Source organism: Achromobacter sp. 1012554356 (genome assembly GCF_059760815.1).
The window spans coordinates 1-24,389 of the sequence record NZ_JCBANC010000033.1; the positions used below are offsets into that span (position 1 = coordinate 1).

Annotated in this window: 28 protein-coding genes and 1 pseudogene; 14 read left to right on the forward strand and 15 right to left on the reverse strand. The window is 65.1% G+C overall.

Annotated features, from left to right (window positions below):
* Window positions 1-246: pseudogene (locus tag AC6LJW_RS17445) on the reverse strand (MFS transporter); the annotation flags it as partial.
* Window positions 247-327: 81 nt separating this feature from the next.
* Between AC6LJW_RS17445 and AC6LJW_RS17450 the strand changes: the two are divergent.
* The 3 genes from AC6LJW_RS17450 to AC6LJW_RS17460 all read left to right on the forward strand — a co-directional run bounded on the left by AC6LJW_RS17450 (window position 328) and on the right by AC6LJW_RS17460 (window position 2,361).
* Window positions 328-1,056: an ArsR/SmtB family transcription factor gene (locus tag AC6LJW_RS17450; protein WP_498087861.1), complete on the forward strand. Its 729-nt coding sequence runs from the start codon at window positions 328-330 to the stop codon at window positions 1,054-1,056.
* Between the two features lie 142 nt (window positions 1,057-1,198).
* Window positions 1,199-1,855, forward strand: coding sequence for an N-acetyltransferase (locus AC6LJW_RS17455; RefSeq protein ID WP_427986194.1), 657 nt, complete (start codon window positions 1,199-1,201; stop codon window positions 1,853-1,855).
* A gap of 230 nt (window positions 1,856-2,085) precedes the next feature.
* Complete coding sequence (locus AC6LJW_RS17460; RefSeq protein ID WP_056563672.1) at window positions 2,086-2,361, forward strand: hypothetical protein; 276 nt, start codon at window positions 2,086-2,088, stop codon at window positions 2,359-2,361.
* A gap of 18 nt (window positions 2,362-2,379) precedes the next feature.
* Here AC6LJW_RS17460 and AC6LJW_RS17465 read toward each other — a convergent pair whose 3' ends face one another.
* The 3 genes from AC6LJW_RS17465 to ypfJ all read right to left on the reverse strand — a co-directional run bounded on the left by AC6LJW_RS17465 (window position 2,380) and on the right by ypfJ (window position 4,736).
* On the reverse strand, window positions 2,380-3,144 hold the full coding sequence (locus AC6LJW_RS17465; protein ID WP_056563669.1) for a DUF1828 domain-containing protein: 765 nt from the start codon (window positions 3,142-3,144) through the stop codon (window positions 2,380-2,382).
* The gene (locus tag AC6LJW_RS17470) at window positions 3,141-3,677 is read right to left on the reverse strand and encodes a hypothetical protein (RefSeq protein WP_056563666.1); all 537 of its coding nucleotides are present in this window, start codon (window positions 3,675-3,677) and stop codon (window positions 3,141-3,143) included. Before AC6LJW_RS17470 ends, AC6LJW_RS17465 begins: the two co-directional genes overlap by 4 nt.
* A gap of 207 nt (window positions 3,678-3,884) precedes the next feature.
* Complete coding sequence (ypfJ, locus tag AC6LJW_RS17475) at window positions 3,885-4,736, reverse strand: KPN_02809 family neutral zinc metallopeptidase (RefSeq protein ID WP_498087862.1); 852 nt, start codon at window positions 4,734-4,736, stop codon at window positions 3,885-3,887.
* Window positions 4,737-4,821: 85 nt separating this feature from the next.
* Between ypfJ and AC6LJW_RS17480 the strand changes: the two genes are divergently transcribed.
* From AC6LJW_RS17480 to bamC, 4 genes are all read left to right on the forward strand, one after another.
* On the forward strand, window positions 4,822-5,448 hold the full coding sequence (locus AC6LJW_RS17480; RefSeq protein WP_056563659.1) for an L-threonylcarbamoyladenylate synthase: 627 nt from the start codon (window positions 4,822-4,824) through the stop codon (window positions 5,446-5,448).
* Window positions 5,449-5,517: 69 nt separating this feature from the next.
* Window positions 5,518-6,165 (forward strand): site-2 protease family protein, encoded by a 648-nt coding sequence (locus AC6LJW_RS17485; RefSeq protein WP_427986166.1) that lies wholly within the window; start codon window positions 5,518-5,520, stop codon window positions 6,163-6,165.
* 87 nt (window positions 6,166-6,252) lie between these two features.
* Complete coding sequence (gene dapA, locus AC6LJW_RS17490) at window positions 6,253-7,158, forward strand: 4-hydroxy-tetrahydrodipicolinate synthase (protein ID WP_056563652.1); 906 nt, start codon at window positions 6,253-6,255, stop codon at window positions 7,156-7,158.
* Between the two features lie 17 nt (window positions 7,159-7,175).
* Complete coding sequence (gene bamC / locus AC6LJW_RS17495; protein WP_056563649.1) at window positions 7,176-8,300, forward strand: NlpB/DapX family lipoprotein; 1,125 nt, start codon at window positions 7,176-7,178, stop codon at window positions 8,298-8,300.
* A gap of 190 nt (window positions 8,301-8,490) precedes the next feature.
* Here bamC and AC6LJW_RS17500 read toward each other — a convergent pair whose 3' ends face one another.
* From AC6LJW_RS17500 to mutS, 3 genes are all read right to left on the reverse strand, one after another.
* Window positions 8,491-8,715, reverse strand: coding sequence for an endopeptidase (locus AC6LJW_RS17500; RefSeq protein ID WP_082578865.1), 225 nt, complete (start codon window positions 8,713-8,715; stop codon window positions 8,491-8,493).
* Window positions 8,716-8,933: 218 nt separating this feature from the next.
* On the reverse strand, window positions 8,934-10,127 hold the full coding sequence (locus tag AC6LJW_RS17505; RefSeq protein ID WP_056563644.1) for a ribosomal protein uL16 3-hydroxylase: 1,194 nt from the start codon (window positions 10,125-10,127) through the stop codon (window positions 8,934-8,936).
* Window positions 10,124-12,724: a DNA mismatch repair protein MutS gene (gene mutS / locus AC6LJW_RS17510; protein ID WP_498087863.1), complete on the reverse strand. Its 2,601-nt coding sequence runs from the start codon at window positions 12,722-12,724 to the stop codon at window positions 10,124-10,126. The genes AC6LJW_RS17505 and mutS overlap by 4 nt, the downstream gene beginning before the upstream one ends.
* Before the next feature lie 239 nt (window positions 12,725-12,963).
* On the opposite strand from mutS, the gene AC6LJW_RS17515 reads away from it, so the two are divergent.
* From AC6LJW_RS17515 to AC6LJW_RS17530, 4 genes are all read left to right on the forward strand, one after another.
* Window positions 12,964-13,239: a hypothetical protein gene (locus tag AC6LJW_RS17515; RefSeq protein WP_498087864.1), complete on the forward strand. Its 276-nt coding sequence runs from the start codon at window positions 12,964-12,966 to the stop codon at window positions 13,237-13,239.
* A 280-nt stretch (window positions 13,240-13,519) separates the two neighbouring features.
* Window positions 13,520-13,729: a cold-shock protein gene (locus AC6LJW_RS17520; RefSeq protein ID WP_427986159.1), complete on the forward strand. Its 210-nt coding sequence runs from the start codon at window positions 13,520-13,522 to the stop codon at window positions 13,727-13,729.
* A 576-nt stretch (window positions 13,730-14,305) separates the two neighbouring features.
* Window positions 14,306-15,208, forward strand: a complete 903-nt coding sequence (locus AC6LJW_RS17525) for an aldose epimerase family protein (protein WP_498087865.1) — start codon at window positions 14,306-14,308, stop codon at window positions 15,206-15,208.
* 68 nt (window positions 15,209-15,276) lie between these two features.
* Window positions 15,277-15,633, forward strand: a complete 357-nt coding sequence (locus AC6LJW_RS17530) for a hypothetical protein (RefSeq protein WP_056563633.1) — start codon at window positions 15,277-15,279, stop codon at window positions 15,631-15,633.
* A 67-nt stretch (window positions 15,634-15,700) separates the two neighbouring features.
* On the opposite strand, the gene AC6LJW_RS17535 is transcribed toward AC6LJW_RS17530, so the two are convergent.
* Window positions 15,701-16,714 carry a zinc-binding alcohol dehydrogenase family protein gene (locus tag AC6LJW_RS17535; protein ID WP_498087866.1) on the reverse strand — a complete coding sequence of 338 codons (1,014 nt, stop codon included), beginning with the start codon at window positions 16,712-16,714 and terminating at the stop codon, window positions 15,701-15,703.
* 25 nt (window positions 16,715-16,739) lie between these two features.
* The gene (locus tag AC6LJW_RS17540; RefSeq protein WP_498087867.1) at window positions 16,740-17,534 is read right to left on the reverse strand and encodes an SDR family NAD(P)-dependent oxidoreductase; all 795 of its coding nucleotides are present in this window, start codon (window positions 17,532-17,534) and stop codon (window positions 16,740-16,742) included.
* A 112-nt stretch (window positions 17,535-17,646) separates the two neighbouring features.
* Between AC6LJW_RS17540 and AC6LJW_RS17545 the strand changes: the two genes are divergently transcribed.
* Complete coding sequence (locus tag AC6LJW_RS17545) at window positions 17,647-18,549, forward strand: LysR family transcriptional regulator (protein ID WP_498087868.1); 903 nt, start codon at window positions 17,647-17,649, stop codon at window positions 18,547-18,549.
* A gap of 48 nt (window positions 18,550-18,597) precedes the next feature.
* Here the strand turns inward: AC6LJW_RS17545 and AC6LJW_RS17550 are convergent, their stop codons facing one another.
* Window positions 18,598-19,116 (reverse strand): DUF6496 domain-containing protein, encoded by a 519-nt coding sequence (locus AC6LJW_RS17550; protein ID WP_056563620.1) that lies wholly within the window; start codon window positions 19,114-19,116, stop codon window positions 18,598-18,600.
* A 186-nt stretch (window positions 19,117-19,302) separates the two neighbouring features.
* Between AC6LJW_RS17550 and AC6LJW_RS17555 the strand changes: the two genes are divergently transcribed.
* The gene (locus AC6LJW_RS17555; protein ID WP_056563617.1) at window positions 19,303-19,518 is read left to right on the forward strand and encodes a dodecin; all 216 of its coding nucleotides are present in this window, start codon (window positions 19,303-19,305) and stop codon (window positions 19,516-19,518) included.
* A 737-nt stretch (window positions 19,519-20,255) separates the two neighbouring features.
* Here the strand turns inward: AC6LJW_RS17555 and AC6LJW_RS17560 are convergent.
* Complete coding sequence (locus AC6LJW_RS17560) at window positions 20,256-20,810, reverse strand: NADPH-dependent FMN reductase (protein WP_056563611.1); 555 nt, start codon at window positions 20,808-20,810, stop codon at window positions 20,256-20,258.
* A gap of 127 nt (window positions 20,811-20,937) precedes the next feature.
* Window positions 20,938-21,312, reverse strand: a complete 375-nt coding sequence (hpxZ, locus tag AC6LJW_RS17565; protein WP_056563608.1) for an oxalurate catabolism protein HpxZ — start codon at window positions 21,310-21,312, stop codon at window positions 20,938-20,940.
* Window positions 21,313-21,510: 198 nt separating this feature from the next.
* On the opposite strand from hpxZ, the gene AC6LJW_RS17570 reads away from it, so the two are divergent.
* Window positions 21,511-22,050 carry an antibiotic biosynthesis monooxygenase gene (locus AC6LJW_RS17570; protein ID WP_056563606.1) on the forward strand — a complete coding sequence of 180 codons (540 nt, stop codon included), beginning with the start codon at window positions 21,511-21,513 and terminating at the stop codon, window positions 22,048-22,050.
* A 19-nt stretch (window positions 22,051-22,069) separates the two neighbouring features.
* Here AC6LJW_RS17570 and AC6LJW_RS17575 read toward each other — a convergent pair whose 3' ends face one another.
* From AC6LJW_RS17575 to AC6LJW_RS17585, 3 genes are read right to left on the reverse strand one after another with little or no spacing between them, the layout of a single operon-like run.
* Window positions 22,070-22,777, reverse strand: a complete 708-nt coding sequence (locus AC6LJW_RS17575) for a GntR family transcriptional regulator (RefSeq protein WP_056563604.1) — start codon at window positions 22,775-22,777, stop codon at window positions 22,070-22,072.
* Between the two features lie 41 nt (window positions 22,778-22,818).
* The gene (locus AC6LJW_RS17580) at window positions 22,819-24,207 is read right to left on the reverse strand and encodes an AtzE family amidohydrolase (RefSeq protein ID WP_056563602.1); all 1,389 of its coding nucleotides are present in this window, start codon (window positions 24,205-24,207) and stop codon (window positions 22,819-22,821) included.
* Window positions 24,204-24,386, reverse strand: a complete 183-nt coding sequence (locus tag AC6LJW_RS17585; protein ID WP_056563598.1) for a DUF4089 domain-containing protein — start codon at window positions 24,384-24,386, stop codon at window positions 24,204-24,206. The genes AC6LJW_RS17580 and AC6LJW_RS17585 overlap by 4 nt, the downstream gene beginning before the upstream one ends.
* Window positions 24,387-24,389 lie beyond the last annotated feature (3 nt).

The window sequence follows — 24,389 nt, forward strand, 5'->3', positions numbered from 1 at the left end:
GCCCGCGGTCGTGCGGGCGACGCCGATGCGCCGGTACAAACGCGGCAGATTGGCCACCACCAGCGTGCCCGCCAGAAAATGCAGCGTGACGGCGCCCGACACCAGTCCGACGCTCCAGCCGGTGCGCTGGACGACGGCGTGCAGGAATACCGGCGGCCCGTAAAAGCCCACGCCCCAGCCGAAAACGGCGAGCACGAAGGTGGCGCAAAGGACTGTCCAGCCGAAAAAGGAAGGGGAGGCGGTCATGGAAGGGCAGGTGGGATGTCGGTTTCGTTGGGGCGAAGTATGCTTACGCCCTACACACAACACTTTGGTCCATACCGAATCATGGATTCCGAGTTCGCCGATATCAACCTGTCCGCCGTCGCGGGCGCCATCGCCGATCCCGCGCGCGCCCGCATGCTGTGCGTGCTGCTGGACGGCCGCGCGCGCACCGCCACGGAGCTGGCCGCGGCCGCCGACATCGGCGCGTCCACGGCCAGCAGCCATTTCCAGCGTCTGCGCGATCAGGGCCTGGTCGAGATGGCCGTACAGGGCAAGCATCGCTACTACCGGTTGGCCAGCGGCGAAGTCGGCCATGCGTTGGAAGCGCTGCTGGTGGTGGCCGGCGCCGAGCGCACCCCATTCAAGCCGACCACACCTTCCGCGCTGCGCGACAGCCGCACCTGCTACGACCACATGGCTGGCACGCTGGCCGTGCGAATCCATGATGAGATGCTGGCCCGGCACTGGTTGCAGCCGGACGGCCGCGATTATCTGCTGACGCCGCTGGGTGAGGCCTCGCTCGCGCAGGTGGGCGTTGATGCCACGCAAGCGCGGCAGCGCCGCCGCCGCTTCGCCTGCGCATGCCTCGATTGGAGCGAACGCCGGTCGCATCTGGGCGGCGCGCTGGGCGCGGCGCTGCTCGATGCGCTGTTGGCGCGCGGCTGGATCAGCAAGGATCTGGACTCGCGCGCGCTGCGCATCACGGCCAAGGGCGAACGGCAGTTCCCGGCCTTCTTTGGCCTTGCCGGCGACCAGCCCGCAGCTCAAAAGGACGCGCATGCAGCAGCCTGATCGCTTCCTTCTCGCCTCTGCCGATCCCTACCGTCCCAACCGGCGGCGTACCCGCACACAAGCTTTCAAGCCGCGGATGCGGCTTTTTTTACGTCTTCCCGTCCCTTGCGGACTGCTTTTCAACCCTGCTCAGGAGGTGGCCTTGCCTACGCTGGCCTTGCACGCGTTCCGTCACGTCATGTCGATCGTGACGGAACTGCGCATCGACGTTAACCATAGTCCCCAAGAGGTCGACAAGGAACTCGATGCCATCCACAACCGCATGAATCGTCCGATGGACCGCCTGCATGGATTGCCGGAGGTCAAGACCGACATCCCTGGCATCGTGCTTCGCTACCGCGAAGCCGACGGCGAGTATTACGTGTATGTGGTGGACGTGCGACGCGGCCGGCTGGCGGGCTATACGGTCTTCAACCGCCTGATCGAAGTGGGGCGGCGCGCCGATCCCTACGTGCGCGCCCCGCATTCGAAATACGCTGCGCCATACCAGGGCATGGGGCTGGCGACGGCGGTGTACCGCTGGGCGCTGGATGCGGGGCTCTGCATCCTCAGCGGCGCGCGCCAATCGGTCGGCGCGCATCGTCTATGGATGGGGCTGGCACGCGACTACGCGCTGGGCTTCGTGGACCTTCGATGCAAGCAGCTTACGTATCTGGGACCGGCAGTCAGTGAGAGCGTGCGCGACGATCTGCACACCCGCATGATCCTGCTGGGCCGGGGCTGGCGGCTGGACGATTACAGGCGCGTGACAGGGATGAAAGTGTCCCAGGATGCGCTTTCACAACAGGCCCTAGGGTAATCCCCGGGAAACCGCCTTCGATGCTGCACCGCCCGCAGGCGGTGCAGCCCCGCAAGCCGCGTCAGCGCTACCTTTCGGCGCGAATGCGGTTTTGCTTCCCAGCATTTGAGAAACGGGGACGCGCTTGCGGCAGCGCAACAGTGTTTCTATTTTCTGCTTGGGTTACAAAACTTATCCGAAGTGTCATCAAATCACGGAGTATGCTCGACGGCAGATAGAGGACTACCGAAGTGCATCAGAACAACTTGATCTACAAGGGATACCGCCTCACGGCCAAGGTCTCCCGGGGCAGCGGCGCTATCGAAGTTCCGGCGCAAGCCAGCGGCCCCGTCTTCATCGCATCGGTGATGGTCGTGCAGGCAGGCGCCATCCTTGAAGGCGGCGACGAATATCCCGTACCGCAATTTGCCGGGGGCGGCTTTGTCTACAGCCCACGCGAGGCCGTCCATGCGGCCATCGTGCATGGCCGCGAGATCGTGGACGGCCTGACCAATCTGCCAGCCTGACTCCTGCGGCCCTGACGGCTAGGCCGAAAACACCTCGCGCCAGTCGCGGGTCTTGGCCAGCGTCTGCACGGTGGCGGACTGCTCCAGAATCGTCACGGCTTTCTTGAATTCCTCGGCCGACGCGCCGTCTTCCAGAATCACCATGCGCGAGTTGCGCGCATCGGCCATCTTCACGTCGGACATCTTGCCGTGGGTCTGATAGACCTGCGTCCAGTCCATCTTCTTGCCAGCCTTCAGGGCAATCGGTTCGATGTAAGTCAGGGCGGTGCTGCCCGCCGCGCGCACCGCATACGCAAAGTCCGCCGTGTGACCGCTGCTGCCCTTGGCGCGCGCGCCCTTTACCATGCGGTTCACGCCCACGCCTTCGGCCAGCGCGCGTCCCACCTGGGCGCGGAAGCGCAGTTGGCTGAAACGCGGCATCCACTTGGCGCATTGAAACGACAGCGCCATTGCCAGCTTCACCGCGTCCCACAACGCTTCCTGCAACTGCTCGTTCGGACCCGATGCCACGATGGCGCCCGACCGGTCGAAGTGGGCAAGGGTGACGCCGGGCGTCTCGTTCAGGATGTCGATGCGCTTTGCCGCCACGTCGATGCCGAAGCTCGACGCATGCATCGCGGTCTCACAGGCGTCGGTCAGGTAGAACGATGACTCGTCCGGATGCGCGATGAAGAAGGCGGCGTGCTGGCCGTCGAGGCCCAGCGTCATGGGAGACACGGCGCGGATGGCGTATTCGCCCGCCGGCAGGACAGTCCAGCCGGAGGCTTCCAGAAAATTGCTCATAGGATCAGTTCGATTTGGCGGCCTTTGAGGGGATGCGCAAAGCCGCCGGCCAGCGTCAGGTTCGCTCGCGGCAGGAAATACTGCATCAGCGCCGCAATGGTGTCCAGCGCGGGCACGACGGGCTCGGCATAGCCTTCGCCTTCCTCGACCCAGATGTGCTCGTGGCTGCGGTCGGCCAGCGGTTTGCGGTACTGCGGCCGGTCGGCGCCCACCAGACTGGTGTGAAACGAGTCGTCGGTGTCGACGCCGTACACCCGGTGCGGACCCACGAACAGGCTGGCACAGAACGCCTCTGTCAGAAAGATGGTGGCCTGTCCGTGCACGGCCGTGCGGGCGCCCCGGTACATCACGCGAAAGATCACGTCCTCACGCACGTCGCCCTTGATCTTGCAAGGGCTGCTGAACTCCATCCACTGCGCGCTGCCCGCGGCCGGCTTTGGGATCCAGAGGATCGGCTTCGCGGTTTCCTTGGGTTCGGCAAGAATCTCTTGCACCTCATCAACGGTGATTAGCGGTTCGAACTTGTTGGCCATGGAAACAGATAAAGGGTCTTGGGCGCGCGCGGGCAAACCTGCGAGAGGCAAGCGCTGCGCCCGCCGCGCCGCGGAAGAGAAACACGCGCGCGCAGCATTGCGAGGGGGCGTAATCTTACAAGATGAAGACGGCCGGGGTCAGTTGGCTGTATGGATATACAGTTAACGCAGCAGGCCGACGCCGGCTTGGAACCAGAACGCGCCGGTTTAGAGCGAAGTCGCGCCAAACGTGTCGCACTGCTTGATGCTGCCGCTTTCCAGACCGCGCTTGAACCAGCGCACGCGCTGCGCCGAACTGCCGTGTGTGAAGGCATCGGGCACCACGTACCCCTGGCTCTGCTTCTGCAATCGGTCGTCGCCGATGGCTGTGGCTGCCGCCAGCGCTTCCTCGACGTCGCCGCCTTCGAGGATGTTGCGCGCCGCATCCGCGCGCTGCGCCCACAGGCCGGCAAAGCAATCCGCCTGCAGTTCCAGGCGCACCGACAGCGCATTGGCCTGCGAAGGGTTGCGGCGGCGCAGTTGATCCACCTGATCCGAAATGCCCAGCAGGTGCTGCACATGATGGCCGACTTCATGGGCGATCACATACGCCTGTGCGAAATCGCCGGGCGCCTTGAACCGGTTCTGCAGTTCGTCAAAGAACGTCAGGTCTATATAGACCTTGCTGTCGCCCGGGCAATAGAAGGGCCCCATGGCCGATTGCCCGGTGCCGCAGGCCGTGGGCGTGGCGCCCCGAAAGAGCACCAGCTTGGGCTCGACGTACTGGCGGTTCAGTTCGTTTTGGAAGATGGTGTTCCACACATCCTCGGTTTCGCCCAGCACCTTGGACACGAAAACGGCCTGGGGATCGTTGGCCGGCGGGGCCGTCGCGGGCGCTTGCTGCTGCACCGCCGGGCCTTCGGCCATATCCAGGACCACGCGGGGATCAACACCGAAGTACATTGCGACAAGGGCAAGTACTATCGTGCCTATGCCGATGGTGCCGCGGCCCCCGATTCGCGGGCCGCCCGAACGGCGGTCTTCCACATTGTTGCTCTGGCGCGAATTTCCAAGGCGCATGTTCGTTCTCCGGGGCGGATCGGCGATACCGCCATTTTGCATCGCCGCGCAATTGAGCGGCCTTCAAGGATGTTAGGATAAACCCATGGCTTTGTACTTCTCTGTCCACCCTGCAAATCCCCAGCCGCGGCTGCTCAAGCAAGCCGCGCAATGGCTTAATGACGGGGGCCTGGTTGCCGTTCCCACCGACTCCAGTTACGCCGTCGTCGCGCGCCTCGACGACAAAAACGCCGCCGACGGGCTGCGTCGCCTTCGCGGACTGGACGAACGCCACCACCTTACGGTCCTGTGCCGCGACCTGGCCGAAATCGGCCACTTCGCCCGCGTCGACAACAAGCAATACCGCCTGCTGAAGGCCGCGACCCCCGGCCCCTGGACCTTCATTCTCGAAGCCACCAAGGAAGTCCCGCGGCGCGTTTCGCACCCTTCGCGCAAGACCATCGGCATCCGCGTGCCGGATCACGCCGTCCTCTTGGGCCTGCTGGAACAGGCGGGCTCGCCCCTGCTGTCCACGACGCTCATTCCCAAGGATGAAACCGAGGCTTTGAACGACGCCGAGGATATCCGCGCGCGCTACGACCACGATCTGGCCGCCATCATCGATGCGGGCGCCTGCCCGCAAGCGCCCACCACAGTCATCGACCTCACGGGCGACGATCCCCTTGTGGTGCGCCTGGGCCGCGGCGATCCCGCCACTCTCGGACTTGTCTGATTCCTCTCCTCGACTCGATGCACGAGACGCGCCGCGCCGGCGCGTGGCTCATCTACAATCCGGTTCGCCATGAATGACATCATCCAAACCATTGCGGTCTACGCGATACCGGTTATCTTCGCCATCACCCTGCACGAAGCCGCGCACGGCTACGTGGCGCGCATGCTGGGCGATCCGACCGCCTACCAGGCCGGACGGGTCAGCCTGAATCCGGCGCGCCACATCGACCCCATCGGCACCCTGCTGGTGCCGGTTGCCATCCTGCTGGCCTCCAAGCTCATCGGCGGCTCCATGCTGCTCTTCGGTTGGGCCAAGCCGGTTCCGGTCGACTTCGGCCGCCTGCGCCGTCCCAAGAAAGACATGGCCTGGGTGGCCCTGGCCGGACCGGCCGCCAACCTGTTCATGGCCATTCTGTGGGCCCTGTCGCTGCGCCTTTTCATGGAAAGCGGCCTGCACGAAAGCTTCTGGTTCGAAATGGCCGTCGCGGGCGTCAACGTCAACCTCGTGCTGATGGCGCTGAACCTGCTGCCCATCCTGCCGCTGGACGGCGGCCGCATCCTGTTCAGCCTGCTGCCCAATCGTCTGGCTTGGCAATATTCGAAAATCGAGCCTTATGGATTGATCATCGTCATTGTCCTGCTGGTCACCGATGTGCTCTGGTTATTGATGCAACCGGTGCTCGCGCTGGGAACGACAATCGTTCAGTGGTTTCTGTAAGATTCCACCCAATATCCGTTAAACTCAGCGGTTTCACTGAATCAGGCCCTGGGGCAATCCCGCCGCGGGGTTTTGGAGCCCGAATCTATGGCATCCCCTGCTACCGCCGCAGGCGTTAATTTCCAGGGCAGCATGGTGGCCCTGGTCACCCCAATGCAACCCGACGGCAGCCTGGACTACGCTGCCTACCGGTCGTTGATCGACTGGCACGTCCAGGAAGGCACCGACGCGCTGGTGGTGGTGGGAACCACCGGGGAGTCGCCCACGGTCTCCATGGAAGAACACGCGGAACTGATCCGCGTTGCCGTTGAACACGCCGCCGGCCGCATTCCGGTCATCGCAGGCGTGGGCGCCAACTCCACCGACGAAGCCATCCACCTGACGCGCCACGCCAAGGCGGTCGGCGCCCAGGCTGGCCTGTCGGTCGTTCCGTACTACAACAAGCCGTCGCAAGAAGGCCTGTACCGCCACTTCCGCACCATCGCGGAAGCCGTCGACCTGCCCACCATTCTGTACAACGTGCCGGGCCGCACCGTTGCCGACATGAGCAACGAGACGATCCTGCGCCTTGCGCAGGTGCCGGGCATCATCGGCATCAAGGACGCCACCGGCGACATCGCCCGCGGCGGCCTGCTGCTCCGCGAGGCGCCCGCCAGCTTCCAGGTCTTCAGCGGGGACGATCCCACCGCGGCAGCCCTGATCCTGCTGGGCGCGCGCGGCAATATTTCCGTCACGGCCAACGTGGCGCCCAAGCTCATGCGTGACCTCTGTGCCGCCGCCCTGGCGGGCGACGTGCCGAAGGTCCGTGAACTTAACGCGTTCCTGGCGCGTCTGAACAAGGCTTTGTTCGTTGAAGCCAACCCCATCCCCGTCAAGTGGGCGTTGGCCGAAATGGGCCGCAGCGCACTTGGCTACCGACTGCCACTGGTCGAACTGAGCGCGCAGCATCACGCAACGGTGCGCAACGCGCTCCAGGAAACGGGACTGCTCTAAATATCGTGAGGAAACGTATGAACAAGCGTCATGCCGGTTTGTCGGCATTGATGTCTCTGGTGTTGCTGGCCGGGTGCTCCGAGGTCAACCAATTCCTGGGCAATGAAGAATCAGTCGACTACAAGAGCGCAGTGAACCAACGCGGAGAGCCCCTGAGCATTCCGCCCGACCTGACGCAAGCCAACAGCGACCCCCGCTACCGCGCGCCGGCCTCCGGCTCCACCACCTTCTCTGAATTCCAGCAGCAAGGCGTAACCCAGGCCAGCGCCCCGAAGACCAGCAACGTGCTGCCCAACCGCACCGACATGCGTGTCGAGCGCGACGGCGATCTGCGTTGGCTGGTGGTGGACCGCCCGCCCGAGCAGGTGTTCCCCCGCCTGGTCGACTTCTGGACCGAAAACGGCTTTACCGTCGCCAGCAACAACCCCAGCGCCGGTCTGATCGAAACGGACTGGGCCGAGAACCGTGCCAAGATCCCGGAAAGCTGGCTGCGCCAAGCGCTGGGCGCGGTGCTCGAATCGGCCTGGGATAGCGGCGAGCGCGAGAAATTCCGCACCCGCGTCGAACGCGTCAACGGCCACACCGAGATCTACGTCAGCCACCGCCAGATGCTCGAAAAGCGCGTCGGCTCCGACGGCGGCCAGGTGCAGTGGCAGAACGGCAAGGAAGACCCGGGCCTGAACGCCGCCATGCTGGCGCGCATGATGGTCTACCTGGGCACCGACGTCGACAACGCCCGCAAGCTGGTGCAGCAGGCCGAAGCGTCGCCGCAGCGTCCCGCCGTGCAGCAGGATGTCCGCGCGCAGGGCGCGTCCCTCATCGTCAGCGAATCGTTCGACCGCGCATGGCGTCGTGTCGGCGTGGCGCTCGATGGCGGCGGCTTCGCCGTCGAAGACCGCGACCGTTCGGCCGGCGACTACTTCGTGCGCTATGTCGACACCGACACCGGCGAAAAGATGGAACAGCCCGGTTTCTTCAGCCGTATGTTCTCTGGCGACAAGAAGGCGCAGGCGCCCCAGTACCGCATCCACCTGGTGGGCAGCGGCGAACAGACCACCGTCTCGGTGCTGGACGCCAACGGTTCGCCTGACAACAGCCCGACGGCGCAGCGCCTGCTGAGCGTCCTGAAGGACAAGATGTAATTGAAACGCCAGGCCGCGCACGCTCCGCGTGCCGCGGCCGCCGGCAGGGTTCCAACGGAATCCTCGCCCGGCTGGCGGCAAATGCGGCCTTCAATGGCCGCCTGCGCTGCGGCAAGACACAAAAAAACCCTGGCATGACATGCCAGGGTTTTTTTTGCGTCTTTCAGTGCGGGGGTTCGTGCCTGAAGCTTTACGACGCCGGGGTGGTCGAGCCGCCCGGAGTGGTCGAACCGGAGCCGGGCGTCGTGCCAGGCGTCGGCGCGGGCGAGGCCGGCGGCGTGCCGCCAGGAGCGGGTGCGGGCGTGGAGGCGCCCGGAGTCGGGTTGGCCGCCGGTGCCGGGGCATCTTCCTTCTTGTTGCAAGCGCTGAGCGCGACGGCCAGCACCGAGGCAATAATCAAGGTTTTGCTCATCATTATTTGAACTCCTATAGATGACGACTCTTGAAACCCCGTTAGGGGAAACCAGAATTCAGGCTACAGGAAGGTTCAAGCCGATCGCGTATGAAAGTTAAAGCGGTGGCATCCCAAAAGCAACAAACCTTTCAGCTTGGTGTTATGTCTTTCTTGATGTGACCCGCCTTACAGACCTGATTTCTTTCTGTGCGACACGGATACGCCGACGTTTCCAGATACTACTCGGGGCGGTAATGAATCCAGCCCGAGTCCAGCCAGTCCGCCAAGCAGGTGCGCGCGTCCTCCGATAAGCGGGCGCAAGCGGGATGCGCGCAATCCAGGCTACGCGCGTCAGCCAATAGGCGCAATGCCGTGTCCGCGGGCGTCATAGCCGTTTCCCCATTAATGAAGAGCTGCTTGCCGCGATAAAGCATGCGGCTGCGGCGATCCAGCACGAGGCGGCCGGACGCGGGCCAGTCTTCCTCCAGATCCACGTCCATGCCCTCGGGCGCATCGAACACGCTGAGATTGCTGGGCTCGGTCAGCCAGCAGCCCAGGAAGCGCGACGCCAGGGCGTCGTCAAAGCGCAGTTTTTCGACAGTGTCCAGCGTGGCGGCCACCAGTGCGTCGGGCAGCGCCGCAGGGGTGTCCACGGCCGGCTGGGCCGGATCGCGGTACACGGCCGACAGCTTTGCGCCGGGCAACGCCGGTTCGCCGTAGGGGCCACCCAGAAGGCCCACGCGCGCCATGACCTGGTCGGCGGCCGCTTCCAGCAGGCCGCGCGCCAGCGTGGCCTGCGTCGGCGCGCGAAAGCCGATGGAGATCGTCATGCACCCGTCGCCCATGGCAATGCCGTCATGCGCGGCCTGCGGCGGCAGGTACAGCATGTCGCCGGGTGATAGCACCGCCTTTTCCTCGGGCTGGAAGTTGCTCAGGATCTTGAGCGGCAGGCCCGGCTCCAGCGACAGATCCTTTTGCCGGCCATAGCGCCACTCGCGCTCGCCCGCGGCCTGCAGCAGGAACACGTCGTAGCTGTCAAAGTGCGGGCCGACGCCGCCGCCGTGGCTGGCAACGCTGATCATCACGTCGTCCAGGCGGGCGTCCGGAATGAACCGGAACAAGGCCATCAGCTCGGCTGCCGCATCGCTGTGCAGATCCACGCTTTGCACCAACAGGGTCCAGTCCCCCTCGTTGTCCTTGGGCAGGCGCGCGAAGGGGCCGTTTTCCATCTGCCATTCGCCGTTCTCGCGCCAGATCAGGCGCGATTCCACGTCGTCGCGGCGCGCAAGCTTCTTGATGGCCGCGATGGTGACGGGCGGCTTGAAAGCCGGGATGGCCTGGCGGATCAGCAGCGGCTTCTTCTGCCAGTAACGGCGCATGAAGTCGTTGGGGCTTTGATTGCCCAAGAGCGGCAGCGGTTGGTCGAGGTTCATTGGAGGTGCTTCTTCAAGCGGTAAAGGGCATCCAGCGCTTCGCGCGGGGTGAGGCTGTCGGGGTCAATGGCGGAGAGCTCCTCGCGCAGCGAATCCAGCGCCTCGATGGCGTCGGAGCGTTCGGCTTCGGCGTACGCCTGCGCGTCGGCCTCGGCGGCGGCCGAGAACAGACCGAGCTGCGGCGTGGGGGCGCCTTGCGCCTCCAGGCGTTCGAGTTCGCGCGTCGCTTGGCGAATGACGGCGGCGGGCACGCCCGCGCGCTGGGCCACCTGAATCCCGTAGCTGCGGCTGGCCGGGCCTTCGCGCACTTCGTGCAGGAAGACGATGCCGCTTGCCGATTCGGCGGCGGCCAAGTGCACATTGGCCGCCGTGGCCTGCTCGGCGGGCAGACGGGTCAGTTCAAAGTAGTGGGTGGCAAACAGCGTCAGCGCGCGGTTGTGCGACAAGAGGCGGCAGGCGATGGCCCAGGCGAGCGCCAGGCCGTCATACGTGGACGTGCCGCGGCCGATCTCGTCCATCAGCACCAGGCTGTTGGGCGTGCTGGCAGACAGGATGGCTGCGGCCTCCGTCATTTCCATCATGAAGGTCGAACGTCCGCCCGCCAGATCGTCGGCCGCGCCGATGCGGGTGAAAATGCGGTCGATCTTGCCGATCCGCGCGCGCGACGCGGGCACGAAGCTGCCGATGCGCGCCAGCAGCACGATCAGCGCCACCTGCCGCATGTACGTCGACTTACCGCCCATGTTCGGGCCGGTGATCAGCAGCATGCGCCGCGCCGGATCGAGGCGGCAGCCGTTCGGCGTGAAGCGTTCGATGGCGCGCTCGACCACCGGGTGGCGGCCGGCGTCGATGTCGATGTCGGCTTGTTCGGACAACTCGGGCGCGACCCAGTCATGGCGCTGCGCGTGCTCGGCCAGGGCGGCCAGCGTGTCCAGTTCGGCCAGCGCCGCGGCGCAGTCGGACAGCGGGCGCACGTGTTCGGCCAGCACGTCGAGCAATTGCTCGAACAGCCATTTTTCGCGGGCCAGCGAGCGGTCCTGCGCGGACAGCACCTTGTCTTCCCAGGTCTTGAGCTCGGGCGTGATGTAGCGTTCGGCGTTCTTGAGCGTCTGGCGTCGGCGGTAGTCTTCCGGCACCTTGGCCGTCTGGCCCTTGGTGACCTCGATGTAGAAGCCATGCACGCGGTTGAACTCCACGCGCAGATTGCTGATGCCGGTGCGCTCGCGCTCGCGGGCTTCCAGCTGGACAAGAAAGTCTCCGCCGTCGGCGGCCAGTCCGCGCAATTCGTCCAGTTCCGCGTCAAAGCCGGCCGCCAGCACGCCGCCATCGCGGATGGCCACGGCCGGTTCGGGCGCGATGGCCCGCATCAGCAGCGCGGCCAACGCGGGATCCACGGACAGATACGAAATCAGTTCGCCGATGCGCGGCGAGGCCGACATGGGTTCAACCAGATCGGCCAGCGCGGGCAGTGCCTGCAGCGCGTCGCGCAGGCTGGCGAGTTCGCGCGGGCGCACGGAGCGCAGTGCCAGACGCGCAGCGATCCGCTCGATATCGGGAAAGGCGTTCAGCGCGGCACGCAGGGCTTCGAGCAGGCCCGCCGAGCCGAAGGTCTGCTCGACGTCCATGCGCCCGGCCAGCAGGGCTGAAATCGCCTGCTGGCGCGCCAGCGCCTGGTCGTTTTCGCGTAAGGGATGATGTAGCCACCGGCGCAAGAGGCGGCTGCCCATCGGCGTGCGGCAACCGTCCAGCAGCGAGAACAGCGTGGGCGAGTCTTCGCCAGACAGCGTCTGCGTCAGTTCCAGATTGCGGCGCGTGACCGGATCCAGCAACACGAACTGCCCGGGCCGCTCGGCCGACAGGCTCTGCACGTGCGCCAGCGCCTGCGACTGCGTGCGCGCCGCATAACGCAGCAGGGCGCCCGCCGCGCAGATGCCGGCCGGCATGTCTTCGATGTCGAAGCCCGCCAACGTGTCCGTCTTGAAATGCGCCAGCAGATGCGCACGGGCGCCGTCGCTTTCAAAGTGCCAGTCCGGCACCCGGGAGCGCGCGCCTTCGAACGGGAAGTCGAACTCGGCGCTGTCGGCGCAGATGATCTCCGCCGGCGTAATGCGGTGCAACTCGGATTCCAGCTGGGCAGGCGCGCATTCCGTCACCCGGAACTCGCCGCTGGCCAGATTCAGCCAGGCCAACCCGGCGCGCGGCGCGCGCGCGTTGCCGCTGACGAAAACGGCCGCCAGCGCGCGGTCCGCTTTGGCGGGCAGCAGCGCGTCGTCCGTCAACGTGCCGGGCGTCACGATGCGCACGATGCGGCGTTCGACCGGGCCCTTGGAGGCAGCGGGATCGCCGATCTGTTCGCAAATGGCGATGGACTCGCCCATGGCCACGAGCCGCGCCAGATACTGCTCCATGGCGTGCACGGGTAGGCCGGCCATGGGGATGGGCACGCCGTTGGACGAGCCCCGCTTGGTCAACGTCAGATTGAGCAACCGCGCGCCGCGCTCGGCGTCTTCGTAGAACATTTCATAGAAATCGCCCATGCGATAGAACAGCAGCAACGGCCCGGCCTCGGCTTTGAGGCGCAGGTACTGCTGCATCATGGGGGTATGGCTTGACAGATCCTCGTCCGTTTTGGCCCGAGATTTCGGCGTTGTGCCTTGATTTTCTTGCATTTATTGAGGGAGAGTCGGGAAAGTTGTCATCGTCGTATGGCCCAACCACGCCCATCAAAATCCACCAACACTTGGCGGTTTGGCGTAGCTTTTTGGTGGGTCGAATTGAGAAGTTACGCCGCTTCGTTTAGGACTCTCGCAACCGACGCCAGAGGATCCTTCCCTTCATGCAATTCGACGCGCGCGCCGCCAAGCTGCTTGAGCCAGGCCGACACCTTACCATTGATGGCTATACCGGGCTGCGGCTTGAAGCAACCGCCACGGCAAGAACATGGATCTACCGGTCCAAGAGCCCGGTGAGCGGCAATATGCGTCAGAAGAAGCTGGGACGCTGGCCGGCCATGTCGATCGCTGCTGCGGTCGTGGAATGGGAAATCCTCCGCCTGCGACATTTACCTAACCGGACACATCAAACAGCATCGGGCAGAGAAATGCCTGATTGAGATCAAGCGCACGTTCAAAACCATGTGGGGGACCTTGCGAGCAAGCCTGCAGAGACGGTCACTCGTGCGGATGCGTTTTGTCTCATCGAATCGTTCTCCCACATTCCTGTACAGCCGCAGATCCTTCGCCGTGAACTGGGGGCGGCGTGGGACTATCGCCATGACGGGCACCGGCGGGCGCGTCGGAGAATGTGTCAAATTGAAACGGACATATCAATCTGGCTGACAATACCCGATAGTGAGGGCAGGGAAATTTTCCCTGGAAAATCTAGGACTTACATTGAAGATTGAAACTGGTATTGTGAAGTGGTTCAACAACGACAAGGGCTTCGGCTTTATCATGCCGGAGCAGGGCGGTAAGGACCTCTTCGCTCATTACTCCGAAATTCAGGGTAGCGGGCATAAATCTCTGGAAGAGAACCAGCGCGTGACGTTCGTCGCCGGCCAAGGTCAGAAAGGTCCTCAGGCGACAATGATCAAACCGATTTAAGAACTGGCTGGCTTGCCCTAAGGCAAGCGGGCTGGCACCTAGCAAGTGGGGCCGAATCCTTTGAAACAAGGGGTTCGGCCCTTTGCCTTTGGTCACCCTCGAACTACTTCTGATCGAGCTGCCGAAATTGAAAACGTCGATCAGTTCTTCGATGAAGCGTAGGCGTGCTTCGAGCATGGCATTTCCAGGGAGGGACTGCGCACGCGGGGCATGAGCCGGGGCTGTCAAACCCGAACTGGCACTAGCACCCCGCAGCCGCTCTGAAATTCAAAGCGGGCGGCAGCCGAGTTGTCGTAGCTAACGAACAAGCATCAAGCTGGTGCCCCCGGATGCCATTTCAGATTGCCGCAGTCGCGCTGAAGAATGGGTGCTCGCAAAGCGTTCGAAGCCCCGGAGCTTCCTTGGCGCAGTATTCATCGTTCTGGTCTGGGTGGGCCTTGCCGCGGCGGCATGGTTGTGGTGGTCCGCCAGAGAGTAGCGGCCGGCGTCACGGTGACGCCAACTTGCAGCCGCGTCGTGCCGCCGGGCACAATCCCACCTCGTGGCGCGTGTGGACGCTGCGGGAGTTTCAATGCCATGCCAGATATTGCCGTTCCCGCCGTCCTGGACGCCACCGAGCGCGTTTCCATTTCCAGTGGCGACCACCAGGCTGAGTTCGCCCCGGGCGGTGGAGGGCGGCTGACGCGGCTGTCCACCGGCGGACACGACTGGATAGTGCCGTTGACCGCCACCGAATGGCCCGCCGGCAAATGGCCGCGCGCCGGGTCGTATCCGCTGGCGCCGTATGCCAACCGGATCCGCGACGGCGTCTTCACCTTCAATGGCGCCCGACACGCGCTGCAGTCCGTGCCCAATCGACCACAGGCGATCCATGGCGCCGCGCTGTTCCAGTCGTGGCAGGTCCGCAATCTGACGGCCGACAGCGTCGACCTGGTGCTTGACCAACCGGCCGGTGTGCTGGGCTGGCCCTGGCCGTTTGAGTGCGTGCAGCGCTGGCGGCTGGACAGCCGCGGACTCAGCCTGAAGCTGTCCATCACCAACCGGGGCGACACCCCGATGCCGTGCGGCATGGGTATCCATCCGTATTTCACGGCCCAGCGCGTGTCGCTGCATGCTCGGCGCATTTGGCCGTCGGATGAAAATGGTCTGCCCAGCGGAAGCAAAACGACGACGGTGCGGGAATTTCGCCAGTCCGCCGAGGGATGCGATACGTACCTGTCGCAGTGGCAGGGCCGCGCGACGCTGCACTGGCCCGATGGCCACGAGCTGGCGCTGCATGCCGATCCGGCGTTCGCGCATCTGGTGGTGTACACGGCGCCGGGCGCGGATTTTCTTTGCGTGGAACCGGTCAGCAATGTGGCCGACGCGTTCAATCTGGCGGCGGCCGGCGATACCCGTACTGGCATGCAGGTGCTGGAACCGGGCGAGCGCTTCGCTGCCACGCTGCTGCTGGGGCTTGCGCCAGCGCGCAAAAAGTGAATGGCAGCTTGGTAACCGCCGCACCCTGCGGCGATAATCCGCACGAACCCAGTATCAGGAGTCGTTACGTGAAAAAGCTCAGCACCGAACAATTGCAGGCCGCTGTCGAGACGCTGCGCCGGACGCAGGTCAAGTTGGCTCGCGCGGGCAACCTGCCGCTGGAGCCGACCATCTATGCCAGCGCCAAGGGCTTTCGCCGCAACGTGCCCGATTACGTGTGGTCGTGGTTGTCGGGCCTGCTGGCGCCGCACAAGAGCCTGTCCGCCTGGATGGACGCGCACCAGACAGGTTGGCGCGAAGGCAAAACGCCGGCGGCCGCCGTTTATGCCCGCACGGAAAATGGCTGGTTCCAGTGGCTGATCGCCGAGCTGGAAGCCGAGATCAACGATCCGCACGCGCGCGCCAAGCGCGAAGGCCGGGGCTGACAGGCCTGGTCGCGCCCGGCGCGGCGCACGGCGTTGGCGCGCGGCCCCGCTCGGGATCGCCGCGTCTCTAGAACCCCTCCAGCACGATCTTGCCGCGCGCCTTGCCGCTTTCGATGAAGGCGTGGGCGCGCCGCAAGTTCTCGGCGTTGATCTTGCCGTAGTGCTCGCCCAGCGTCGTGCGCAGCGTGCCGTTGTCGATCAGGCGGGCTGCCTGGTTCAGCAGCTCGTGTTGGGCGATGAGATCGGGCGTGTTGTGCAGCGGCCGCGCGAACATGAACTCCCAATGCAGCGAGGCCGACTTGCCCTTGAGCAGCCGCACATCCACCGCGGCCGGGTCGTCGATCAGCGCGATCTTGCCCTGCGGCGCGATTGCCTCAGCCATCTGCGCAAAGTGCTTGTCCGTGTGGGTCAGGCCCGCGATGTAGCTGACGTTTTCAAAGCCGATGCGCTTGAGTTCCTCGGTCAGCGGCCTCGTGTGATCGATGACATGATGCGCGCCCAGTTCGCGCACCCAGGCCTGGGTCTCGGGCCGCGATGCCGTGCCGATGACCGTCAGGCCCGTAAGCCGGCGCGCCAACTGCACGAGGATCGAGCCCACCCCGCCGGCCGCCCCGACGACGAGCAGGCTGCGCTGGCTGGGGGCCGCGTTGTCCAGCACCCGCAGACGGTCGAACAGCAGTTCCCACGCGGTGATGGTGGTCAGGGGCAGGGCGGCGGCCTGTGCAAAATCCAGGCTCTCGGGCATGTGGCCGACGATGCGCTCGTCCACGATGTGGCGTTCGCTGTTGGCGCCGGGGCGGGTCAGGGCGCCGGCATACCAGACGCGGTCACCTGGCTTGAAGAGGCTGGTCCGGGCGCCAACCGCGCGCACCACGCCCGCGGCGTCCCAGCCGATGATTTCCGGCGTTCCGTCCTGCGGCTTGCGGTTGGCGCGGATCTTCACGTCAACGGGATTGACCGAGATGGCATGCACGTCCACCAGCAGGTCGTGGTCGCCCGGCGCGGGTTCCGGGACGGTGATGTCCTGCAGCGCGTCGGCGTTATCGGCGGGCAGGTTCTTGAAGTAGGCAATGGCTTTCATGTGGGAGTTCAGGCTGTTCAAGGGATTAGATGATGGAGCGGACCACGCCGCCGTCCACGCGCAGGGCTGCGCCGTTGGTGGCTGACGCTTGCGTCGAGCAGGTGTAGACAACGATGTTCGCCACCTCTTCCACCGTGGCAAGGCGGCGCAGCAGCGACGTCGGGCGATGCTGGGCGATGAAGTCCTGCTCCATCTGTTCCTGCGAAACGCCCTGTTCCTTCGCCATTTCCGCGAAGAAGTCGGAGACGCCTTCGGAACGGGTCGGGCCCGGCAGCACGGCGTTGACGGTGACATTGGTGCCCGCGGTCAGCTCGGCCAGACCGCGCGACACGGCGAGCTGAGCTGTCTTGCTGACGCCGTAATGGATCATCTCGGCGGGGATCTGCACGGCGGACTCGCTGGAGATGAAGACGATTCGGCCCCAGTTGGCCACCAGCATCCGCGGCAGGTAATAGCGCGAGAGGCGGATGCCGCTCATGACGTTGGTGTCCATCATGGCCTGCCAGTCGTCATCGGTGATTTCGGTAAAGGACTTGGGCGTGAACGTGCCCGCGTTGTTGACGAGGATGTCCACGTCGGGATGCGCGGCGCAGACCGAGGCCGCGCCGTCCGCGGTCGCCAGATCCGCCTGCACGGTGGTGATCTGCGCGCCCGCCACCCGCTGCGAGATGGCCTGCGCGGCCTGCGCCAGCTTGCTCGCATTGCGGCCATGCAGGACGACCTGCGCCCCAGCTTCGGCCAGTCCGGTGGCGATGGCCAAGCCGATCCCACCGGACGATCCGGTGACCAATGCCTTCTTGCCCTTCAGTTCGATTTTCATGCGGTGACTCCTTGCTTGTCGGGGAATGACTGCATGATTACCCACACCGCACCGGGGAAAAACGGGCTAGCATCGCAGGCAGTTTCAATAAATTTTTGAAAATGAGGCCAAATTGGTCCGATTCGAGGATTTGAGGATTTTTGTCGCCGCGACGGATCTGGGCAGCTTTTCCGCTGCCGCGCGCGAACTCGACCTGACGCCGGCGGTGGCCAGCGCCGCGCTCAAGCGGCTGGAACAGGAGCTGGAGACGCGGCTCTTCGTGCGGTCCACGCGCAGCCTTCGCCTGACCAGCGACGGCGAGCGCTATCTGGAGTACGCGCGCTCCGCGATCTCCACGCTCGACGCCGGCAAGAATGCCATGGCGCGCGACAAGACAGACATCGCGGGCACCCTGTCAGTGTCAATCCCATCTGATTTGGGCCGCCATGTGCTGCTGCCGTGGCTGGACGAATTCCAGCGGCAGCATCCACGCGTCAGCTTCCAGCTGCGCATCAGCGACCGGCTGGCGGACCTGTACCGGCAGCCGGTCGACATCGCCGTGCGCTATGGCACGCCAAACGATTCGAGCCTGGTCGCGCTCCCGCTCGCCGAGCACAACCGGCGCGTCGTATGTGCGGCGCCCGCATATCTGGCGCGGCTCGGCGTGCCGCAGACGCCGGCGGATTTGCGGCGACACAACTGCCTGTCCTTCGTGCTCGGCGAGACCCTGCACGACCGCTGGACGTTCGAGCAAGACGGCACCACCGTCACCATTCCGGTCAAGGGCGATCGCGTCGGCGATGACGGCGATCTGGTGCGGCGGTGGGCGCTGGCCGGGCACGGCGTGGCATACAAATCGCGCTACGACGTGCTGACGGACCTGCGCGCGGGCCGGCTCGTCGAACTGCTGCCCGGCTATGTCAGCGAACCGTCGCCGCTATACCTGCTGTGCGTGCACCGCATGCTGCTGTCTCCGGCGGTGCGGCGATTGCGGGAGTTCTTGCAGGAGCGGTTCAAGGCGTTCGAGGCGGGATAGCAGCGCGTTGATGGGGGCGGCGTCGGCACGCCACATCAATTCGCCATATCAATGCGCCGCATGATGCCCGCCCGCTGCCTGCTTGTTCGCCGCACGCGTGCGCGCCGCCTTCTTGGCCGCGGCCGAGCGGCCAGCCGCACCCTTGGTCGCCGCTGCCTTGCGCGCGGCGGCAGAGCGGTCCGCAGGCGTGCGCTTGCTGGCCGTCTTGGTGGCGTTGCGTGACAGCGCCGCCTTCGACGCGGGCTTGGTGCTTTCCTTCTTCAAGGCCTTCGTCGCGGCCTTGGAGCGCGTGCTCGACTTGGCATGGCCGTCGTGCGCCGCGCGCGTGTCCTGCTCTGCCTTGCGCTTGGTTTCGGCGCTGGCCTTCTTGGGCGTGCCGAGCTTGACGCCAGCGCGCCGCGCCTTGGACAGGCCGATCGCGATCGCCTGCTTGCTGGACCGCACGCCGTGCTTGCCTTCGCGCACGTTGTCGATTTCCTCGCGCACGAATTCCCCGGCCTGTGTGGACGCAGACTTGCCTTCGCGCTTGTCGCGCTTGGCGCGTTCAATGGTTTTTCGTTCAGGCATGGTGACCTCCTTTGCTCGCATTGCAAAAGCGATTCCGTCGCCGGTCGAGACCGCGCGACGGAACTCGTAACACCACTCTATCGCTGCGCAGGTATCCTGTGTGTTCGAATGGATTGCCGGTCGTAAGCGCCGGAACACGGCCCAAGCACCGACGATTCACGACTCACCTCACAGCGGAGACGAGCTATGTCGAATCATGTCTACAAGCAGATCGAGTTGGTGGGCTCTTCCACCAAATCCTCCGACGATGCGATCGCGAAAGCCATCGAGCGCGCATCCGAAACCTTGCGCAATCTGGATTGGTTTGAGGTGACCGAAGTGCGTGGTCACATCAAGGACGGCAAGGTGGCGCATTGGCAGGTGGGATTGAAGATCGGCATGCGCCTCGAAGGCGATTCCTGATCCAGTGGTGGTCATTCCTTGATCGCACCTCGCAAGTGACTGTCGGATAAGGAGTTTCCGGACTTGTTGTCCGACTGTTCAGAGGCTTGTCCACATTCCGTGGGGACAAGCCTGTCTGCTTTTCCCCCAGGCTCGGTCATCCACAGCGCGGCCAGCATCATGGCGGCCACGTGAGCGTTTCTTGCCCGCGACCCGCAAGTCACTGACCTGAAAGGGTTTTTGCAGACTCCCCCTAGGCTGTCCTCAGGCTTATCCACATTTGGCGGGGACAACACAGGCCCGCGCAAACTGCGTTTGGGCCTTTCTTGACCACGGCCTGCAGGGCGTTGATATGAAACAGGATTTTCGACCTGCCCTCACACTGTCCTCATGCTTTTCCACAGAAGGCGGGGACAAATCCACATCGGGGTGCGCAAACACCGTTTCCGCCGCTCCGCGCGCTTAAAAACGGGGATAACTCCACCGGAAATCGTCCAAAAGGATGATTGCGCATTTATTGATCGCCCCTCGCAAGTGCTTGGCGTGGCAGGAGATTTTCGACCTGCCCCAAGGCTGTCCTCACCTTTCTCCACAGTTGAGGGGGATAAGTTTCTCTCGGGTGTCTGAAACCGGAGTTGGTCCTACAACGTAGCCGCTCGAAAAAAAGCCCCTCGACGAATCGAGGGGCTTGATCGCCCGGAGGTAGGTCGGGCGATCGGCGCCGGCACGCCTTGCGCGTGGCCGGCGTCGGCGGCAGATCAGGCGTTGAATTTCTTGATCCAGTCGACGTAGCGGTCCACCCAGCCCTGCAGAAACTTGCGGGTGCCTTCGTTGGTGATGTTGAACTGGTCGTCGACCAGGCCTTCGGAATATTGCAGGAATACCTCCGGCGTGGTGAGGGCGTTGGCGCCTTCGGCGGCCAGGATGTTGCGAAGGTGCTGCTGCATCATGGCGGTGCCGGCGGCGCTGGGCGATGCGCCGACGATGCCCACGGCCTTGCCGGCCCACGAGTTCTGGCCCCACGGGCGCGTGCCCCAGTCGATGCCGTTCTTGATGGCGGCCGGGACCGAGCGGTTGTGTTCGGGCGAGACAAAGAGGATGCCTTGCGCATCGGCGATCTGCTGCTTGAGCTTGGCGGCGGGCGCGGGCAGGTTGTTCTCGTTGTCCTGGTTGTAGAGCGGGATGTCGCCCAGGCTCACATACTCGAACTTGAAGTCGGCCGGAACCAGCTTTTCCAGCGCACGCGCCAGGCGCAGATTGATCGAGGCGGCGCGTAGGCTTCCGACGAAGACTGCAATCTTGTATGTGCTCATGAGCGTGTGCTCCAACGAGGGAAAAAGGAACAGCCAGTGTAGACCTGCATGGGGCCAGGCTCAATGCCGATTGCGCATATTCATATGGCGCGCTTGGCACCGAGTGAAGCGCACGCGCATGACTGCTTCAAGTCATCAAACTGACATGCGCCGCCACCACGCGCCAGCCCTGCGGCGTGCGCATCCAGGTCTGGCTTTGGCGTCCGATGCGCGTGCTGCCTTCGCGCTGGAATTCCAGGTTCGCGGTGGCGAAGTCCTCGCCATAGGTGGTGATGGCGGTGCGCAGGACCTGTCTTGCGAGGCCTTGCGGCGAACGCTGTGCGCGGAAGGCGCGGATCTCGTCGTAGCCGTAAAGGTTTTCGCCGGCGCCGTAGCGCAAGGTGTGAGGGCTGTTCCAGAACAGGGTGTCGAGCACCTGCACGTCGTTCGAAACCAGCGCGGCCTCGTAGCGTTCAACGGCGGCTGTGACTTCGGCCAAGACGTCGGGCAGATTGATGTCCATTGCTGCGTATCTCCGTGTGCACCTAATTGGTGCGTTGTTTAGGGTTATCACCAATATGGGGTGTGTTGCGGTGCGCAATTATTCGACCTTTCGGGCTTAGCGGCGCTGGCTCGGGGCAAATGCTGCGCCGCAAAGCTGGCACGGGGATTGCTAGGGTTAACGTGCATAACACGCTGCACGCTGCCCAGGAGTTCCGCCATGTCTCATTCTGCCGTTTCCAGTCCGGTCACCATGCTGGTGACTCGGCACATCGCGCCCGAGCGCTATAGCGATTTCCTGTCGTGGATGCGCCAGGGCGAAATCCTGGCGGCGGGCTTTCCGGGGTTTCTCGGGTCTGGTGTGCTGCAGCCGCCGGAAGGGGGCGACGAGTATCAGATTGTGCTGCGCTTTACCGACGAGGCAAGCTTGAACCGGTGGGAAAAATCCTTGCCGCGCCGCATGTGGCTGGAACGTGGCGCGACGCTGGTGCGCGCGAGTCACGAGCATCGGGTGACTGGCACGGCCGGCTGGTTTGCGCCGAAGGCCAGCACGCCGCCGCGCTGGAAGCAGGCGGTCAGCATCTGGCTGGCCTATTTTCCGGTGCTGCTGGTGTTCTCGGTGCTGGTGAGCGAGCACTTGAGCATCCTGCCGGTGTTCTGGCGCGTGTTGATCACAAGCGTGATATTGACGCCCATCATGGTGTTCGTCTGCATTCCGTTCATCTCGCGGGTGCTGCACCGCTGGCTGCGCGCAGGCTAAAGCGTTCTTGATCCCGCCTTCACGCCGCCTTTGCACGGCGTGTGGCGTAGAGCCGGTGCAGGGTGATTTTGCGCACGGCGTCCTGGCTGTCCTTGATATGTGCGCGCAGCAATTCCGCCGCGCCTGCACCGTCGCGCGCCAGCACGGCAGACAGGATTGCGCCGTGTTCCCGGTACGTGGTGCCGATACGGTCGGGCTGGGTGAAGTCCAGCCGGCGCACTATACGGATCCGCTCGGTTGCGGCCCGATGCACCCGCGCGATCTCGGGGTTGCCAGCGGCCGCCACCAATTCAACGTGAAAGCGCTCGTCCAGGTCGGCCAGCCATTCGCAATCGCTGGACCGCTCGTTCTCGTCGACCAGCCACGTCTCCGCGAGCGGCCGCAGCGCAAGCAGCGGATCGGGCGATTGTCCCGGGGCGCACAGCGCGTGTACCGCCGCCGCTTCGAGCACGCTGCGCAGCTCATAGAAGTGATCCAGCGTCTCGAAGTCCAGGGGTTTGACCAGCCATCCGTTACGTTGCCGCACCTCCAGATAGCCTTCGCGCTCCAGGCGGAACAGCGCCTCGCGCACGGGTGTGCGGCTGACCTGCAGGCGGTCCGCGATCTCCGTTTCGGTGAAGCGGTCGCCCGGGGCCAGCCGGAACTCCAGGATGTCGCGCTTGAGCGTGGTATACGCGGAGTCGGCCAGCGTGCGGGGCATGTCGATGGCGGCGAATGCGGTTTCCATGTCGAGGCTCCAGGCTTTGCGATAGAAGGGCAGGGTGCGTGTCAGACCGGCCGCGTGCGGGCCGCGCCGGCCTGCTCGAGTGCGTGGGCGGCGCGCAGGCAATCGGCTTCGCGCCAGGGGGCGGCGATAAGCTGCACGCCCAGCGGCAGGTGGCCGTCCTCGTCCAATTCGGGCCACGTGGGCGCCGTGCAGACCGGCAGGCCAATGGCGGAAATCGGTTGCGTCAGCAGCCCCATGCTGGCGCGGGCTGGCAGTTGCTTGCCGGCGAGCGTCAGCCAGTCCGCGCCGATCGGTGTGGCGCTGACGGGCGTGGCGGGGGCGATGAGGACGTCGTATTGCTCGAAGAGGGCCAGCGCCTCGAGGTAGGCGCGGTGGCGCACGCGCTGCGCCTGCTGCACCCACGCCGCAGGAACGAGGCTGCCGGCCACCAGGCGGTCGCGCGAGTGCGGTTCGTAGTAGTCGTAGTGCGTGACGAGCCGGCGGCGGTGCAGCGCGCCGCCTTCCGCCGCGGTGATGATGAAGGCGGCAGACCGCGCCTGCACGGCGGCCGGCATCTCGACCACGTCGGTCGCGCCCAGGGCGCGCGCGGCGATTTCCACGGCGCGGCGCGCCTGGGGACCCGCCCATTCCGAAAAGTAGCCGCCCAGCACCGCGATGCGCAGCCCGCCTGCGCCGTCGGCAATGGCTGGCAACGTGGGCGCTGCCGGGTGCTGCGCGCAGGAAACGTCCGCGGCATCGGGGCCTTGCAGCGCGTCGTAGGCGGCGGCCAGGTCGCTGGCGCTGCCCGCGAAGGGGCCCAGATGATCCAGGCTGCCCACGAACGGAAAGGAGCCCGTGCGCGGCAGGCGGCCGAACGTGGGCTTCAGGCCGAAGACGCCGCACAGCGAGGCGGGCACGCGGATCGATCCGTTGGTGTCCGATCCCAGCGTCAGCGGCACCAGTCCACCGGCCACCGCGGCGGCGCTGCCGCCGGACGAGCCGCCCGCGATGCGCGAGGTGTCGTGGGGATTGCGGCAGGCGCCGTAATGGGTGTTCTCGGTGGTGAAGCCGTAGGCGTGCTCGTCCATGTTGAGGGCGCCGACCAGCACGGCGCCGGCTTCGCGCATGCGCTCGACCAGCAACGCGTCGCGCCGCGCGGGCGGGTTGGACGCGTTGACACGGCCGCCGGCCAGCGTGACCTCGTCGGCGATGTCGAAGAGGTTCTTCACGGCGTAGGGTACGCCCGCCAACGGGGGCAGCGCTTCGCCGCGCGCACGGCGGGCGTCGATGGCCAGAGCTTCCTGCCGGGCGCGGCTTTCCGTGACGGCGGTGAAGCAGTTGTAGCGGGGATCGCGCTCGCGCACGCGGGCAAGCGTGGCGTCCAGCACCGCGGCGGCGCTGCGTTCGCCGCTGCGGACCTGGCGGGCGATATCGTGAGCGGGGCCGGTCACGGACGGAACACCGAAGCAGATTCCAGTTCCACGGGCAGCGGCTCGTCGGCGAAAGTCGACGCGATGTCGTGGATGCGCGAGAACTGCTGCACGACCTGCTCGGCGGCGGACTCGCGCAGCGCATATCCCGACAGCGCCAGCGCGCTGCGCACGTATTGGTCGATGGTTTCCTGTGTCATGGC

Excerpts from the sequence above, each read along its gene's own strand:
- AC6LJW_RS17450 (WP_498087861.1), top strand. The coding sequence starts at position 328 with ATGGATTCCGAGTTCGCCGATATCAACCTGTCCGCCGTCGCGGGCGCC.
- AC6LJW_RS17465 (WP_056563669.1), bottom strand. The coding sequence starts at position 3,144 with ATGAGCAATTTTCTGGAAGCCTCCGGCTGGACTGTCCTGCCGGCGGGC.
- AC6LJW_RS17470 (WP_056563666.1), bottom strand. The coding sequence starts at position 3,677 with ATGGCCAACAAGTTCGAACCGCTAATCACCGTTGATGAGGTGCAAGAG.
- ypfJ (WP_498087862.1), bottom strand. The coding sequence starts at position 4,736 with ATGCGCCTTGGAAATTCGCGCCAGAGCAACAATGTGGAAGACCGCCGT.
- AC6LJW_RS17480 (WP_056563659.1), top strand. The coding sequence starts at position 4,822 with ATGGCTTTGTACTTCTCTGTCCACCCTGCAAATCCCCAGCCGCGGCTG.
- AC6LJW_RS17485 (WP_427986166.1), top strand. The coding sequence starts at position 5,518 with ATGAATGACATCATCCAAACCATTGCGGTCTACGCGATACCGGTTATC.
- dapA (WP_056563652.1), top strand. The coding sequence starts at position 6,253 with ATGGCATCCCCTGCTACCGCCGCAGGCGTTAATTTCCAGGGCAGCATG.
- bamC (WP_056563649.1), top strand. The coding sequence starts at position 7,176 with ATGAACAAGCGTCATGCCGGTTTGTCGGCATTGATGTCTCTGGTGTTG.
- AC6LJW_RS17500 (WP_082578865.1), bottom strand. The coding sequence starts at position 8,715 with ATGATGAGCAAAACCTTGATTATTGCCTCGGTGCTGGCCGTCGCGCTC.
- AC6LJW_RS17505 (WP_056563644.1), bottom strand. The coding sequence starts at position 10,127 with ATGAACCTCGACCAACCGCTGCCGCTCTTGGGCAATCAAAGCCCCAAC.
- mutS (WP_498087863.1), bottom strand. The coding sequence starts at position 12,724 with ATGATGCAGCAGTACCTGCGCCTCAAAGCCGAGGCCGGGCCGTTGCTG.
- AC6LJW_RS17515 (WP_498087864.1), top strand. The coding sequence starts at position 12,964 with ATGCAATTCGACGCGCGCGCCGCCAAGCTGCTTGAGCCAGGCCGACAC.
- AC6LJW_RS17525 (WP_498087865.1), top strand. The coding sequence starts at position 14,306 with ATGCCAGATATTGCCGTTCCCGCCGTCCTGGACGCCACCGAGCGCGTT.
- AC6LJW_RS17535 (WP_498087866.1), bottom strand. The coding sequence starts at position 16,714 with ATGAAAGCCATTGCCTACTTCAAGAACCTGCCCGCCGATAACGCCGAC.
- AC6LJW_RS17540 (WP_498087867.1), bottom strand. The coding sequence starts at position 17,534 with ATGAAAATCGAACTGAAGGGCAAGAAGGCATTGGTCACCGGATCGTCC.
- AC6LJW_RS17550 (WP_056563620.1), bottom strand. The coding sequence starts at position 19,116 with ATGCCTGAACGAAAAACCATTGAACGCGCCAAGCGCGACAAGCGCGAA.
- AC6LJW_RS17555 (WP_056563617.1), top strand. The coding sequence starts at position 19,303 with ATGTCGAATCATGTCTACAAGCAGATCGAGTTGGTGGGCTCTTCCACC.
- AC6LJW_RS17560 (WP_056563611.1), bottom strand. The coding sequence starts at position 20,810 with ATGAGCACATACAAGATTGCAGTCTTCGTCGGAAGCCTACGCGCCGCC.
- hpxZ (WP_056563608.1), bottom strand. The coding sequence starts at position 21,312 with ATGGACATCAATCTGCCCGACGTCTTGGCCGAAGTCACAGCCGCCGTT.
- AC6LJW_RS17570 (WP_056563606.1), top strand. The coding sequence starts at position 21,511 with ATGTCTCATTCTGCCGTTTCCAGTCCGGTCACCATGCTGGTGACTCGG.
- AC6LJW_RS17575 (WP_056563604.1), bottom strand. The coding sequence starts at position 22,777 with ATGGAAACCGCATTCGCCGCCATCGACATGCCCCGCACGCTGGCCGAC.
- AC6LJW_RS17585 (WP_056563598.1), bottom strand. The coding sequence starts at position 24,386 with ATGACACAGGAAACCATCGACCAATACGTGCGCAGCGCGCTGGCGCTG.